The sequence below is a fragment of the Iodobacter fluviatilis genome, assembly GCF_004194535.1.
Lineage (GTDB): Bacteria > Pseudomonadota > Gammaproteobacteria > Burkholderiales > Chitinibacteraceae > Iodobacter > Iodobacter fluviatilis_A.
In genome coordinates this window covers 1,374,105-1,388,525 of sequence record NZ_CP025781.1, presented here as the reverse complement: position 1 = coordinate 1,388,525, position 14,421 = coordinate 1,374,105, and the positions used below count along the sequence as shown (strand labels likewise).

Here is a 14,421-nt window from a genome sequence, read left to right as displayed (position 1 = left end):
GGGGCGTGGGAAACCATGCCCCTTTGCTATTAACGGCTCAAACTGCCATTCCGTAGATCATTGTTAGCTCTACATAATTAGAGCCTTGGCATTTTTATCGTTAAAGTCTAAATTAAACTCGCCTAAGTCATAACTCTTTAAGCTATTAAGCGCATTGTAAACGCCGCTACGGCTAGGGTTTTTTCCTGATCGCCTGATCGCTTCAACGGTGATTCTGGCCCTAAAACTGCAGCCAATGCAGCCGCGAATGAAACGTCAACAGAACCTAGCATGGGTATGAAAGATATAAGGGTGATTGCGAATAATATCGGCACTCGAATGCACCCCAATTAAGGCTATATTGACTCTTTCTAATGTTTTAGATTTGATGAGTTCCGAAGTATTGTTTGTGCCATAAAATGACACAAGTGCAATTGCATTTTGCTTATCGATTAGCTCTTGATTATTAGCAATAGTACGTTTCGTATGATTGCCATCATCCCTGATCTGATGATTAATTGCCTCAACGTTCATTCCGCCGTTAGCATTTACTCTAGAGAAATAAAGTGTTGCGCCAAGTGCTAATGCCTTCCCCGTCTCAGTATCAACGCCGGTAGTGGGAACAGATTGACCAATTGCAATTTAAGCCTGACACAATGGTGCAATTAGCAGACTAATGCAAAGCATGGCTTTTATCATGACGTCGCTCCCTATTTTTATTGGGTTATAACTGCGAGTAGATATTAGTTTATTGTTTGTCGGTGTTATAGTGGCACAAACTTTTAATATAGGAAGTCATACCCATGCGTAGAGGGGTATATGCAGGTAGTTTTGATCCAGTCACCAATGGTCATCTATGGATGATTGAACATGGTGTAAGGATTTTTGACGAAATGATTGTCGCAATTGGCGATAATCCAGATAAATCTTACACATTTAGTTTGGCTGAGCGTTTGGCTATGCTGAGAGAAACCACTGCCCATTTACCTTCTTTACGGGTGGAATCATTTGAAAATTCATTTTTAGTAAATTACGCTCGTGAACAAGGTGCGCATTTTATTTTGCGAGGTATTCGCGAAGCGGCTGATTATGAATTTGAGCGCAAAATGCGTTATGTAAATGCTGATTTGGCCCCACATATTGATACGGTATTTTTAATGCCTCCGCGTGAAATAGCCGAAGTCAGCTCCACCATGGTGAAGGGCTTGGTTGGCCCTGCGGGTTGGCAGGGCGTGGTGCAGCAATACGTGCCAGAGCCGGTGTTTAATCGCTTTGTGGCTCTAAGAGCGCAGATGCAGGGCTGAAGCTACTTAAGCGGCTGATAATTTTTCAGTTGCAGAGAGTAGGGGGCACAAAATCGGTGCCCGCCTTGCAAGGTGTTACACTTCTGCTTTTATGTGCTCAAGATTTTAAAAAATGGCTGATATCGCTAGCTTTCGTAACCGCCTTGCCAAAAATGTAAAACACTGGGGTAAGTGGGCCCGTCGGCAGGGAATTACTTGCTACCGTGTGTACGATAAAGATGTACCCGAGTTTCCTGTCATTGTTGATTTTTACGAAGGCCGTATTCACTTGCAAGAAGTGGCCACTGGCTGGATGGAAAGTGATGAAGACCATGCCGCATGGCTGGAAGACATCCGCAATGCCTGCGCAAGCGTGTTTAATATTACAGAAACCAGCGTGGTGCTGAAGTTGCGCCAGCGGCAAAAAGGCTTGCAGCAGTATGAAAAGCTGGAAGGTGAGCTGTCTGAAGACTTTGTGATCGAAGAAAGTGGGCTTAAATTCTGGGTGAATTTAGGTGCGTATCTTGATACAGGCTTATTTTTGGATCACCGTAACACACGTAAACGTGTGATGGAAGAAGCCAAGGGTAAGCGGTTTTTGAATCTATTTAGCTATACAGGCTCATTTAGTGTTTACGCCGCAGCCGGTGGAGCCACCCATACCACGACCGTGGATATGTCTAATACCTATTTAGAGTGGGCAGAGCGTAACTTCGCTTTAAACGGTATGGACCCCGCCCGCCATCAGCGCGTGCGTGCCGATGTGTTTGAGTTTTTGTCGGATGCCTTAAGCGAAACTACCCGTTATGATCTGATCGTGATGGACCCGCCATCGTTTTCTAATTCCAAAAAAATGAACGGCATTCTGGATATCCAGCGTGATCATTCATGGTTGCTAGAAAGCGTGCTGGGCTTATTAAAGCCGGGCGGCGTGCTGTATTTCTCTAATAATCTACGCACCTTTACTTTGGATGATTGGCTTAAGCCGATGTGTACTGACGTATCCAATGAATCTGTGCCAGAAGACTTTAGAAACCGTAAAATTCATCAGTGTTTTAGATTTGTGAAGCCCTAAGGCTTCAGCCGTAAAAAATTCTGTAGGCACAGAAAACACGAAGGGCACAGAGCGCACAGAGCGCACAGAGGAAAAACGAAACGTAGACATTGGGTTTTTCTTAGCTCAGCGCCTTTCAGTGAGCGCCGTGCTTTCTTTTTTTTCTGTGTCGACAGGTTTTTGTAGCCTTTGGTTTTTGATATGAACAATCCCTATTTTTCCTTCCCCCTTGTGCTGGTTGATCTGGAAACCACGGGTGCGAATCCTCAGCGTGATCGCATCACTGAAGTGGGCATTGTGCAGATTGATGAGCAGGGCAGCCGCAGCTGGTCGCGCTTAGTTAATCCTGAGCAAGTAATCCCTGAGTTTATTCAAGAATTAACCGGTATCAGTAATGAGATGGTGGCTGATGCGCCGCTGTTTGCTGAGATCGCAACTGAAGTGTTAGATCTGCTGCAGGGGCGGGTGTTTGTTGCGCATAACGCGCGTTTTGATTATGGTTTTTTAAAACAAGAATTTAAACGCCTTGATATGCGTTTACAGGCGCAAGTGCTGTGTACGGTAAAGCTCTCTCGTAAGCTGTATCCAAACGAGCACAAACATAGCTTAGACGCGTTGATTGCCCGTTATGGGCTGACCTTCAGCGGCGGTCGGCATCGCGCTTTAACCGATGCAGAGTTATTGCAGCAGTTTTTAGACGTGGCACTCAAAGACCATGGCGCGGACGTGCTACATCAAGCCATTGCTGATTTATTACGTCAGCCCGCTTTGCCTCCTGCGCTAGACCCCGCGCAGATTGACGAGCTGCCTGAATCATCCGGCGTTTATATTTTTTACGGCTCGGACGATGTGGCTCTTTATATTGGCAAAAACCACAATATCCGCAAACGTGTGTTGGCTCATTTTAGCGATGGCAATCCTAAAGAAGTGCAGCTGGCTAAGCGCACTCAACGCCTAGCTTGGCATGAAACTGCGGGTGAGCTAGGTGCCTTATTGCTGGAAACCAGCCTTGTTGCTCAACTAGAGCCAAGTTACAACCCACCACAGCGGCGTATTAAAGAACTAGGTGGGTGGCGCTTAGTTTCCAAAGACGATGTGTTGCAGCCCTACTGGATTCCGTGGGCTGAGGTAGGAGAAGAGCCAGTATTTGGCCCATTCCGCTCGCGCCGCGAAGCCGCTAATGTGCTGAATAAAATGATTGATGGGCACGGCCTGTGTCGGCAGGTTTTAGGTTTGGAGCCAAAGCCAAAATCCTTGGCTCCTTGCTCGGCGTTTTTAGAAAGCCGCTGCCGTGGCGCTTGCGTGGGCCGCGATATCACCCACAATGCTCGTTTTTCTGCTGCGATGGAGCGCTATCGCTTTTCCACGTGGCCGTACAAGGGGGCCGTTGCACTGGCAGAAGGCCCTGAATGGGCGCCAGTGCTACAGGTGTTTGACCAATGGTGCTATTTGGGTGCCATCAACCATATCGACGAGCTACCCTCCCTGATGAGCAAGCCACGTCAGTTTGAATTAGATGTATTTAAGTTGATTCAGAAAGAATTTAAAAAACAGGGGCATAAATTACTGAGGCTAGGAATTAGGGAGTAGATTTTACTCCCCATTTTCCACTCCCTACTCCCCGTTTTTGTTTAAGCAGCGTAAATTACAAACACTGTCGGGCGTTTGTGTAGGTCGGGTTTAGGGCCGCTTTTCCAGTCTGCGGCAGTTTTGCTGACGATAAATTCGTTGGTAGTGGTTAAATCACAAGCCACCGTGAGCTGGGTGCTGCCTTTTAAACCTAGCAAGAGTGCATCAAATAATGCGCCGTTGCGGTAAGGCGTTTCAATAAATAACTCTGCTTGTTTATTGCGGAAGGAATCGTTTTCTAGTGCACGAATCGCTTCAAGGCGTGCGGGGTCTTGCGCTGGGATATAGCCATTAAAGCGAAACTTTTGCCCATTAGCACCCGCCCCCATCAGCGCCAGCAGAATAGACGAAGGGCCAACGAGTGGTGCAACTTTAATGCCTTTACGGTGCGCTAAACGAATCAGGTTTGCGCCTGGGTCGGCCACGCCAGGGCAGCCCGCTTCGCTCATTAGGCCTACATCGTGGCCATCCAGTAGCGGCTTTAGCAGCGCGCTCAACGCGTCTTCTTTGGTGTGCTCGTTCAGCTCTTCCATCCACAGGCTGCGCAGCTCATGCGGGGTGCCAAATTCCTTTAAAAAGGCCCGCGCAGTCTTGGGGGCTTCCACAATAAAGTGCGTTAAGCGCTGCGCTGTGGCCAGCACATCTGCGGGGATGACGCTGGCTAAGCTGTCGCTGCCAAGGGGGACGGGAATTAAATACAGAGTGCCGCTCATAGCAGTGGAAATCCTTCATTTTTTAACATAGTAATCAGTTCAATCAGCGGCAGGCCGATGATCGCTGCAGGGTCGGTGCCTACAATTGCGGCAATCATGACGATGCCAAGGCCTTCCGTTTTAGCGCTACCTGCGCAGTTATATGGCTTTTCACGCTGTAAATAAGTCTCGATTTCGGCATCGGAGTAATCACGCATGGTGACACGGGTAATATCAACAGCATGCTGTTCACGGCCAGTGGTGGTGTTGTACAAACAAAGTGCGGTGTGAAACGCCAGTGTATGGCCACGCATTTGTTGCAACTGATGAACGGCACGATCGTGCGTGCCAGGCTTGCCTAGCTGCTCATCCCCTAAAAGCGCGACTTGATCTGAGCCGATAATTAGGCTGTTTGGATAAAGATCCGCCAGTACTTTTGCTTTGGCAATCGCGAGGCGCATGCTGGTTTCCCCTGCGGTTTCACCTTCTTTGCGGCTTTCATCCAAATCTGGCGCAGCCGTTTCAAAAGAAATGCCAAGGCGCTCAAGTAGTTCTTTGCGGTAAGGCGAGGTTGAGGCGAGGATTAATCGAGGTAAGTACATGGATTTGTTAGACTCTTACGTAAATGACTTTGACAGGGTAGTGCTCTAGATTGTATCATGCGCGGTTTCTTGTATTCGTTCTGGTTCCTTATGATTGTTATTCACAGCGGTCAATTCGCGCTTGAAGGCGAAAAGATTGAAGGATTGACGCCGCTGTCTGAGTTAGGCCGCTTACATGATCTGCTTGCTAGTACTGAGGGCAGCATGGTCTGGAAGTTGTCTAGCGGCATTGATAAGTTAGAGCGGCCGTGGTTGTTTGTTGACGTGGAAGGCGAGGTTCAACTCGTTTGCCAACGCTGCTTAAAACCCATGCCCTTTTTTGTTAATGTGGGTAGCACTCTCGTACAGTTTCCGGACGAGGCCCATCTTGATGATGCGGAAAACGCAGATGAAGATCTCGAAGGTATCGTTATCGATCCCGAGCTCGACGTTATTGCGTTGATAGAAGATGAAATTCTGCTTGCCTTGCCTTTCGCGTCTAGACACGAAGATTGTGGTGCAGATCGTATTGTTTTAAAAGATTCAAAACCGAATCCGTTTGCTGTCCTGGCTCAGTTGAAAACCAGGGAAGCGGAATAAACTGTCAATTAAACTGGTTTTCAAGGAGCTACAATCATGGCTGTTCAACAGAATAAAAAGTCCCCGTCTAAGCGTGGCATGCGTCGTGCACACGACTTCCTGACCGCTCCGGCGCTGGCAGTTGAAGCGACGACTGGTGAAGCACATTTGCGCCACCACATCTCCCCAAATGGCTTTTACCGCGGTCGTCGCGTTATCAAAGCTAAGGGCGAGTAATTCTCTTTATAACCTTTTGGTTATAATATGCGGCGCAAGCGGGCAACCCTTGCGCCGTTCGCCGTTCTGGATTCCCCAGTCTGTGCCTTTTTTGGAGTTGTGATTGAAGCGTGCTTTTAAGCTTGGGTATTTAGCTTGGATATTGCTCTCCTGCTCCTTACAGGACTTGTAGCCCCCGATGGATATCACAGTTGCCGTTGATGCAATGGGCGGCGATCATGGCACGCACGTTACTGTGCCTGCAGTGCTTCGCTTCCTAAAAGAATTTCCCCATGTAAATGTTGTGCTGGTTGGCCTGCCCGACGTTCTTGCTGTTGAATTAAAAGCTAGCCATGCCACGGTAGGGCCCCGCTTGCGTATTCACGCTGCCAGTGAAGTGGTTACGATGGATGAGTCGCCTCAGTCTGCAATGAAGAATAAAAAAGATTCTTCGATGCGTGTCGCCATTAATTTGGTGAAATCAGGCGAGGCCAATGCTTGCGTTTCAGCAGGCAATACTGGCGCGCTGATGGCGACTGCACGCTTTGTGCTTAAAACCATTCCAGGTATTGATCGCCCTGCTATTGCTAAGATGATGCCATCTAGCCGTAATGAAACTTGCGTGCTAGATCTGGGTGCGAATGCAGTATGTACGCCACATAATATTTTGCAGTTTGCGATTATGGGCTCGTGTTTGGTGGCGGCAACTCGTCATATTGAAAACCCAACGGTTGGCTTGCTTAATATTGGTTCAGAAGATCAAAAAGGCAATGAAACGGTTAAAGAAGCCTCTGAGTTGCTGAAAGCCTCTCAGCTTAATTTCCAAGGCAATGTAGAAGGTAATGATATCTATCGTGGCTCGGTGGATGTAGTGACTTGTGATGGCTTTACCGGCAATGTGGCGCTAAAAGCTTCGGAAGGTTTGGCGAAGATGTTGGCCGAATTCTTAAAACAAGAATTTACCCGCAGCTGGTGGACGCGCATTATTGCGCTTTTGGCGTGGCCGGTACTGGCTCGTTTTAAGGCTAGAGTGGATCCGCGCCGTTATAACGGAGCCTCCTTACTAGGCTTAAAAGGCATCGTGGTGAAGAGCCACGGTAGCGCAGACAAAGTGGCGTTTTATTGGGCACTGAGGCAAGCGATGGATGAGGCTCGCTCGGGCGTAATTCAGCGTATTACCGAGCAAGTTCAAGATCAGCTTGCAGAGTTTGCGGTAAAAGAAGCCGCCACAGAGTAATGGCTTGTGATTGAACTACGCTCTGCGTGATTCAGCCGCATTGGCGAATAAGTTATCAGCTTGTAAAGTTTGCAGATAAGCCAGAGCCATGCACCTGTGTGGCTTGGTGCACCGCTGAATAGCTTGAAGATCAGTCGCAGAATTGGCAGCTAAAAAGACTGCCATCGAATAAGGGGTTATGCATGTACGCTCGCATTGTTGGCACAGGTTCATATTTACCGGCTCGTATTCTTACTAATCAAGAGCTAGCCGAGCGCGTTGAAACAAACGATGAGTGGATTGTTTCGCGCACGGGTATTCGCGAACGCCATATTGCCGCTGAAGGTGAAATGACGTCTGATTTGGCCTTAAAAGCCGTTGAGGCTGCGATTGCTGCGGCAGGCGTAGCTAAAGAAGACATTGATTTACTGATTGTGGCTACCACAACTGGCGATCAGATTTTCCCTTCAACGGCATGCATCTTGCAAGATAAATTGGGCGTGCATGGCTTTCCGGCATTTGATGTGCAGGCGGTGTGTGCGGGCTTTATTTATGCACTGAGCACGGCAGAAAAATTTGTAAAAACGGGTGCATCTAAGTGTGCGGTGGTGGTGGGGGCTGAAACGCTGTCACACCTCGTGAATTGGGATGATCGTGGTACATGTATTTTGTTTGGCGATGGTGCGGGAGCCGTGGTACTGAAGCCTTCCGAGGAAACGGGGATTTTGGCCACAGAATTGCGCGCAGATGGCCGTTATCGCCATATTTTAAAAGCCGACGCAAAAGTAAAATACGGCAGCTTGACGGGTAGCCCGTGGCTCTACATGGAAGGCAATGCGGTCTTTAAATTTGCGGTAAGAGCGCTGGCTGATGTGGCAGGTCAAACGCTAGAAGCGGCGGGTTTGGCGCAATCTGAGATTGATTGGCTTGTGCCGCATCAGGCTAATATTCGTATTATTGAATCCACCGCAAAGCATCTTGGCTTAAGCATGGATAAAGTAGTGGTTACGGTGGCTGAGCATGGTAATACCTCTGCCGCCTCTATTCCTTTAGCTTTGGATGTGGCTGTGCGTGATGGACGGATTAAAGCAGGGCAGAAAGTGCTCATGGAAGGAATTGGTGGTGGTTTTGCCTGGGGTGCGGTTATCGCCCAGTTTTAATCAGCATAACGGCGCAGCAATGCGCCGTTTGACTATCTGACATTAAAATAACTGTTTGAATTTTACAGCGCCGTAAGGATGGGGTAAAAGCACCCTTAGCACGGTATGCAGGAGTAAAAAATGGCATTAGCATTTGTATTTCCGGGCCAAGGCTCGCAGTCAGTAGGTATGATGAACGGTTGGGCAGATTTGGCGGTAGTAAAAGCCACTTTTGATGAAGCTTCGGCAATTTTAGGGCAAGACTTGTGGCAGATGGCCGCTGAGGGCTCTATTGAACTCTTGAATGCCACTATCAATACTCAGCCTTTGATGTTAACTGCAGGTGTGGCGGTGTGGCGTGCTTGGCAAGCGCAAGGTGGCACCCAGCCTACTGTTTTGGCTGGACATAGTTTGGGTGAGTACAGCGCTTTGGTGGCGGCAGAAGCATTATCTTTTGGTGATGCCTTGCAACTGGTGCGTTTGCGTGCCGAGGCGATGCAAGAAGCCGTACCGGTTGGCACAGGTGCTATGGCGGCTATTTTGGGTTTGGCGGATGATGAAATCATCGCGGCCTGCCAAGAGGCAGCCCAAGGTGATGTGGTTGCAGCTGTTAATTTTAACTCGCCGGGGCAGGTAGTGATTGCAGGTAGTAAGGCGGCTGTAGAGCGTGCTTGTGATGCTTGTAAGGCGCGTGGCGCTAAGCGAGCGATGTTATTACCAGTGTCTGTACCGTCTCATTGCGCTCTAATGCGTCCTGCTAGTGATAAGTTGAAACAAAAGCTAGATACAATTGTTATCAGTACGCCTGCGATTCCTGTCTTGCATAATGCAGATGTGGCCGCATATAGCGATGCAGCGCAAATTAAAGATGCCTTGGTTCGCCAGCTTTACGAACCCGTCCGTTGGGTAGAAACGATCGCCAAAATGGCGCAGGATGGGGTGACCGTGATTGCGGAGTGTGGCCCTGGTAAAATATTAGCAGGCTTAAACAAGCGCATCGCTAGCGATGTTCAGCAAGCCGCATTAGTTGATACTGCTGCACTACAAACATTAAAAGCAATGCTGTAAGCGATTGCTACGCAGATTTAACGCTGCTTGAGCAGTTCGCTTGAATAAACAGGAGTTTTGCATGAGTTTTGAAGGTAAAGTTGCACTCGTAACGGGCGCATCACGCGGGATTGGTCAAGCGATTGCGCTGGATTTGGCGCGTGCGGGTGCGGTAGTGATTGGCACTGCAACAACAGATACGGGCGCAGAGGCGATTACAGCTTATTTGAAAGAAGCGGGTAACATTGGCTGTGGCTTACGTTTACAAGTGACTGAAGAGGGCGCGTGTGAGGCGATTGTTGACTCAATTACCCAACAATTTGGCCCAGTGACTATTCTTGTTAATAATGCCGGTATTACCCGTGATAACCTCCTGATGCGAATGAAAGATGAAGAATGGGATGCCGTTATGGCAACTAATCTGCGTCCGGTGTATAAGCTATCCAAAGCAGTGATGCGTGGCATGATGAAAGCGCGCTGGGGCCGCATTATTAATATCGCTTCAGTGGTAGGGGCCACAGGTAATCCTGGTCAGGTGAACTACTCTGCAGCAAAAGCCGCCCTATTTGGTTTTACTAAATCACTTGCGCGTGAGATCGGTTCACGCGGGGTTACAGTGAATGCTGTAGCGCCTGGTTTTATTGATACGGACATGACAAAGTCGCTGCCTGATGAACAAAAGGCTAAACTGGTCGAACAAATTGCCTTAGGATGCTTGGGTAATCCGCAAGATATTGCAGATGCGGTGAGTTTTTTGGCGTCAGATAAAGCTGCTTACATTACAGGCAATACCCTGCATGTAAACGGCGGAATGTATATGAATTAGCGTGGTATCCATGCTGTACGCAGAAGTTGTTTTGCAGCTCAGCGTGGTTTTTTGGTTGTGCATTTCACCGAAGTTACTCGACAAACGTATGCTGTGACTGTTTTTTTGGTAGAATGCCGACGTTTTTTTTAGTAATTAAGACAAGGCTTGGGACATAAATTCATGGAAAACATCGAACAGCGTGTTAAGAAGATCGTTGCCGAGCAACTTGGCGTGCCGGAAACAGACGTTAAGATTGACTCATCGTTTGTAAACGACCTCGGTGCCGATTCTCTCGATACCGTTGAACTCGTCATGGCACTGGAAGAAGAATTTGAGTGCGAAATTCCTGACGAAGAAGCCGAAAAAATTACTACCGTTCAGCAAGCCATTGACTTCGTCAATGCCAACCTGAGCAAGTAATTCGTTTTTCTCGAGGCCCCTACGATGGGCGCGTAAGCGTTTATTGTGGGGGTCTTGTTCCATCTGGTTTCGGCAAGCCTGCTTGAACCATCTTACGGAGACTGCCCCGTGTCTAAACGCAGAGTAGTTGTCACCGGCCTGGGACACGTCTCACCGGTAGGCAATGATGTCGCCACTGGCTGGGCAAATTTGCTCGCTGGTCAGTCTGGCATCGCTCAAATTTCTCGTTTCGATGCTAGTGACTTAGCTTGCACTATTGCTGGCGAAGTTAAAGGTTTCGATATTACCGAATACATCTCGGCAAAAGACGCACGTCGTATGGATGTATTTATCCATTATGGTATCGCCGCTGCCTTGCAAGCGATTAAAGATGCAGGCCTTGATGATGTTGCTGATTTGGATAAAACCCGCGTTGGTGTGAATATTGGTTCTGGTATCGGTGGCCTTTGGTCTATTGAGCAGACCAGCGCTGCCTTGCTTGAAGGCGGCCCGCGCAAAATTGGCCCGTTTTTTATTCCAGGTTGTTTAATTAATCTGGTTGCAGGCCATGTAACTATTTTGAAAGGCTATCAAGGCCCAAGTTACGGCATCGTATCTGCGTGCACTACAGGTGCACATAGCATTGGCGATGCGGCTCGTATCATCCAGTACGGCGATGCCGATGTGATGGTCGCTGGCGGTGCAGAAGGCGCGATTTCCCGCCTTGGCATGGGCGGCTTTGCCGCAATGAAAGCGCTATCTACTCGTAATGACGATCCAGCTACAGCATCCCGCCCTTGGGATACCGGCCGTGATGGCTTTGTAATGGGTGAGGGCGCGGGTGTGTTGGTACTGGAAGAGTACGAACATGCTAAAAAACGTGGCGCAACCATTTATGCGGAGTTGATTGGTTTTGGTATGAGCTCAGATGCTCACCATATTACTTCGCCAACGGCAGAAGGCCCAGCGCGCGGCGTGGCCAATGCCTTGAAAGATGCAGGCGTTAATCCGGATGAAGTGGATTACGTTAATGCACATGGCACGTCTACCCCACTAGGTGACGCTAATGAAACCAATGCGCTTAAAATTGCCTTTGGTGATCATGCTAAGAAGTTGGCGGTGAACTCGACTAAATCCATGACTGGCCATTTATTGGGTGGCGCGGGTGGGGTGGAAGCGATTTACTCTATTCTTGCTCTGCACAACCAAGTTTCCCCGCCAACCATTAATATCTTCGAGCAAGATATTGCTGGCGGTTGTGATCTGGATTATGTAGCGAATACCGCAAGAGACATGAAGATTGGCGTTGCGATCTCTAACTCCTTCGGTTTTGGCGGCACGAATGGCACGCTGGTATTCCGTAAAATTTAATTAAGAATATCAAGCATAAAAAAAGGCTACTTCGGTAGCCTTTTTTATTGCAGCTTGTAGCGCGTTAATCATCTCGCTGCAAAGTGTAATTGAGCTTACTGATATCAAATCCCTGCTCTTTGGCAATGTCTAGCGCATCATTTAGATCTTGGTTGTTGATGGTCTGGCTGCGGGATAATAGCCACAGATATTTATGGTTGGGGTTCCCCACTAGGGCCCATTGGTACTCATCGCCCAAGCCAAACACCCAGTAGTCGGCAGAGAATGGCCAGAAGAAGCTGACTTTTAATTTTGCGTTGCCACTATGTGGCACAACACTAGCGTTACCGTTAGCTTCAGCAAAGCTACCGTCTTGCTTGCGGCAGCGATTAACCACGGTGATTTTATCTTCGCTTTGCTTGCTGTATTCCGCCGTAGTGTCCGCCACGCACATCCGTTGAAAATACATAGGAAAGCTGGCGATTTCGTACCAACGGCCTAGATAACGTTCTATATCCAGCGATGGGACAGCATTAGCAGTGGTTTCAGCATAAAGGCTGCTGCTAAGAGCGAAGGTGAGTAATGCGGCAAATATGCGCATAATTGTTTCCCCTTTTTTTATAGGCTATTGATATTTTATTTCTAGCAGCCTGTCGGACTTAAGCGATCGTAGCGAGGGAAAGACCGGTTTGAGACAGATTTCGCGGGTTTTTGAGGCGAATAGCTGGCTATTCAACGAGAAAATGCGTGAAATATGGCCAAATCCGGCTTTCCCGTGGTAGATCAGTCTTAAGTCCGACAGGCTGCTAGCCATGAATCAGCGGTTAACAGCCCCACGGTGTTGTTATATTTTAGCGCTAAAAATTGCCGTCTTTGTCATTCTTGCTGGGTATTTAATCCGGCACTACCCCTTGTGTGAGTGTTAAGGTATAAGGCAACTCTCTTTGTTAGAAAACGACCTATGTACTGCTTATCTCTCCACACTACTCCAGACCTATTGGCGCTGCATGCCAGTGATCCTGCACGTTTTCCTGCTTTGGCTGAAACAGGCGGTGGCCACGCGGGTTGGGACATCTTATTTGCCCTGCCTCGGGAGGTGCGTATTTATGCTGCGGGAGAAGGGGATGCGTTTGTCCGTGATTTGCGTGAATTATCGCTTAATCCAGATTTAGCTCGCCCTGAAGATTTACCCGCTGATGCGCCCTTTGCCGGCGGCTGGTTTGCCTACGCAGGCTACGAGCTGCTGTCTACTTTTGAGCCACACGTGGCGCATAGATTGGAGGCGGATTTCCCGCTTGCGGCGTTATTACGTATTCCGGCAGCAATTGTATTACAGCGCCCATCCGGCCTAGCTTGGTTAGTCGCTGAGACTTTAGAAGAGCTGGAGATGCTGGCTGAAAAGCTAGCCGCCTGCCGCAAATTTACCCCTGCTTTGCCACAAGTTGCATCCATTAGCGAGGATGAGCCAGCGGCCTTTTTACAAGGTGCAGAACGGGCGCTTATATATATAAGAGAAGGCGACGTTTTTCAGGTGAATTTATCGCGCGGCTGGGATGTGCAATTGGCCGAGCCATTAAGCCCGGCCGAGCTGTTTGCCAGCCTGCGGGTACGCAACCCTGCTCCCTTTTCTACCCTACTAGATTTAGGCGTGCATGGCGCAGTGGTGAGCTCATCTCCTGAGCGCTTGGTTAAAGTCAGCGGCGATCAGGTCGAAACTCGCCCGATTGCAGGGACGCATCCTCGATCTACCGATCCTATTGAAGATGCAGAGTTAAAAAATCGCCTACTTGCCACACCAAAAGAGCGTGCTGAGCACATTATGTTGGTCGATCTAGAACGCAATGATTTAGGCCGCATTTGCCAGCCAGGCACGGTAAAAGTGGATGAGTTGATGGCCGTGGCCACCTACGCCTTTGTGCATCATATTGAATCCAATGTTCGTGGCACTTTAACGTCAGGCCAAACGCCGGCAGATATCTTAAGGGCGTTGTTCCCGGGGGGGACTATTACAGGTTGCCCTAAGGTTCGCTGCATGCAAATTATCAGAGAGCTAGAAGATAGGCCGCGTTATGCTTACACCGGCAGTTTGGGTTATATCAATCTAGATGGGTCTATGGATCTCAATATTCTGATTCGTACCTTCTTGCAAAAACAAGATCATCTTTACTTTAGAGCCGGTGCAGGGATTGTGATTGATTCAGATCCTGAACGTGAGTTACAAGAAACTCGGCATAAAGCCCGTGGCTTGCTTCGTGCCTTGGGCGTGCAAGAGTAGCAGCGTCAAAACCCAGACCTTGAACTACGGACCACACAGAGAGCAGGGCGTTTCACAAAGAAAACCTTACTTAAAATAGCGAAGCATTTTCTATTACTTGTTCTTAAATATGTTCCGTGTGCCGAAGATTTGTATTTAGTAAAAACATGATGAATAAATTGTGCGTTTTAGGGT

16 protein-coding genes are annotated in these 14,421 nt (G+C 48.5%); 12 read left to right on the top strand and 4 right to left on the bottom strand.

The features are described from left to right. Positions 1 to 255 precede the first annotated feature (255 nt). Entirely contained in the window at positions 256 to 615 is a 360-nt protein-coding gene (locus C1H71_RS21895) for an ABC transporter substrate-binding protein (protein ID WP_374704452.1), read from the bottom strand. 167 nt (positions 616 to 782) lie between these two features. Here C1H71_RS21895 and coaD point away from each other — a divergent pair, with 167 nt between their 5' ends. The 3 genes from coaD to C1H71_RS06025 all read left to right on the top strand — a co-directional run bounded on the left by coaD (position 783) and on the right by C1H71_RS06025 (position 3,906). Next, complete coding sequence (coaD, locus tag C1H71_RS06035; RefSeq protein ID WP_130105769.1) at positions 783 to 1,283, top strand: pantetheine-phosphate adenylyltransferase; 501 nt, start codon at positions 783 to 785, stop codon at positions 1,281 to 1,283. 112 nt (positions 1,284 to 1,395) lie between these two features. Then, complete coding sequence (locus C1H71_RS06030) at positions 1,396 to 2,337, top strand: class I SAM-dependent methyltransferase (RefSeq protein ID WP_130105768.1); 942 nt, start codon at positions 1,396 to 1,398, stop codon at positions 2,335 to 2,337. Between the two features lie 180 nt (positions 2,338 to 2,517). Next, a complete protein-coding gene (locus C1H71_RS06025) occupies positions 2,518 to 3,906 on the top strand; it encodes an exonuclease domain-containing protein (RefSeq protein ID WP_130105767.1) in 1,389 nt (462 codons plus the stop codon). Between the two features lie 41 nt (positions 3,907 to 3,947). Here the strand turns inward: C1H71_RS06025 and C1H71_RS06020 are convergent, their stop codons facing one another. Together C1H71_RS06020 and C1H71_RS06015 are read right to left on the bottom strand one after the other, a co-directional pair. After that, positions 3,948 to 4,658 carry an SAM-dependent methyltransferase gene (locus tag C1H71_RS06020; RefSeq protein ID WP_130105766.1) on the bottom strand — a complete coding sequence of 237 codons (711 nt, stop codon included), beginning with the start codon at positions 4,656 to 4,658 and terminating at the stop codon, positions 3,948 to 3,950. Beyond that, the gene (locus C1H71_RS06015; RefSeq protein ID WP_130105765.1) at positions 4,655 to 5,239 is read right to left on the bottom strand and encodes a Maf family protein; all 585 of its coding nucleotides are present in this window, start codon (positions 5,237 to 5,239) and stop codon (positions 4,655 to 4,657) included. Before C1H71_RS06015 ends, C1H71_RS06020 begins: the two co-directional genes overlap by 4 nt. Before the next feature lie 57 nt (positions 5,240 to 5,296). On the opposite strand from C1H71_RS06015, the gene C1H71_RS06010 reads away from it, so the two are divergent. The 8 genes from C1H71_RS06010 (at position 5,297) to fabF (ending at position 11,993) form a co-directional block, all read left to right on the top strand. Then, complete coding sequence (locus C1H71_RS06010) at positions 5,297 to 5,818, top strand: YceD family protein (RefSeq protein ID WP_130105764.1); 522 nt, start codon at positions 5,297 to 5,299, stop codon at positions 5,816 to 5,818. A 36-nt stretch (positions 5,819 to 5,854) separates the two neighbouring features. Then, positions 5,855 to 6,034 (top strand): 50S ribosomal protein L32, encoded by a 180-nt coding sequence (rpmF, locus tag C1H71_RS06005; protein ID WP_046351409.1) that lies wholly within the window; start codon positions 5,855 to 5,857, stop codon positions 6,032 to 6,034. A 178-nt stretch (positions 6,035 to 6,212) separates the two neighbouring features. After that, a complete protein-coding gene (gene plsX / locus C1H71_RS06000; protein WP_130105763.1) occupies positions 6,213 to 7,250 on the top strand; it encodes a phosphate acyltransferase PlsX in 1,038 nt (345 codons plus the stop codon). Between the two features lie 182 nt (positions 7,251 to 7,432). Next, entirely contained in the window at positions 7,433 to 8,389 is a 957-nt protein-coding gene (locus C1H71_RS05995; RefSeq protein ID WP_130105762.1) for a beta-ketoacyl-ACP synthase III, read from the top strand. Positions 8,390 to 8,509: 120 nt separating this feature from the next. After that, the gene (gene fabD, locus C1H71_RS05990) at positions 8,510 to 9,436 is read left to right on the top strand and encodes an ACP S-malonyltransferase (RefSeq protein ID WP_130105761.1); all 927 of its coding nucleotides are present in this window, start codon (positions 8,510 to 8,512) and stop codon (positions 9,434 to 9,436) included. A 61-nt stretch (positions 9,437 to 9,497) separates the two neighbouring features. Further along, positions 9,498 to 10,241 carry a 3-oxoacyl-ACP reductase FabG gene (gene fabG, locus C1H71_RS05985; RefSeq protein ID WP_130105760.1) on the top strand — a complete coding sequence of 248 codons (744 nt, stop codon included), beginning with the start codon at positions 9,498 to 9,500 and terminating at the stop codon, positions 10,239 to 10,241. A gap of 162 nt (positions 10,242 to 10,403) precedes the next feature. Beyond that, positions 10,404 to 10,643 (top strand): acyl carrier protein, encoded by a 240-nt coding sequence (gene acpP / locus C1H71_RS05980; RefSeq protein WP_125975770.1) that lies wholly within the window; start codon positions 10,404 to 10,406, stop codon positions 10,641 to 10,643. A gap of 108 nt (positions 10,644 to 10,751) precedes the next feature. After that, positions 10,752 to 11,993 carry a beta-ketoacyl-ACP synthase II gene (gene fabF, locus C1H71_RS05975; protein ID WP_130105759.1) on the top strand — a complete coding sequence of 414 codons (1,242 nt, stop codon included), beginning with the start codon at positions 10,752 to 10,754 and terminating at the stop codon, positions 11,991 to 11,993. A gap of 64 nt (positions 11,994 to 12,057) precedes the next feature. Here fabF and C1H71_RS05970 read toward each other — a convergent pair whose 3' ends face one another. Beyond that, positions 12,058 to 12,573, bottom strand: coding sequence for a lipocalin family protein (locus C1H71_RS05970; RefSeq protein ID WP_130105758.1), 516 nt, complete (start codon positions 12,571 to 12,573; stop codon positions 12,058 to 12,060). 360 nt (positions 12,574 to 12,933) lie between these two features. On the opposite strand from C1H71_RS05970, the gene C1H71_RS05965 reads away from it, so the two are divergent. Further along, on the top strand, positions 12,934 to 14,247 hold the full coding sequence (locus C1H71_RS05965; RefSeq protein ID WP_130105757.1) for an aminodeoxychorismate synthase component I: 1,314 nt from the start codon (positions 12,934 to 12,936) through the stop codon (positions 14,245 to 14,247). The last annotated feature ends 174 nt before the right edge of the window (positions 14,248 to 14,421 follow it).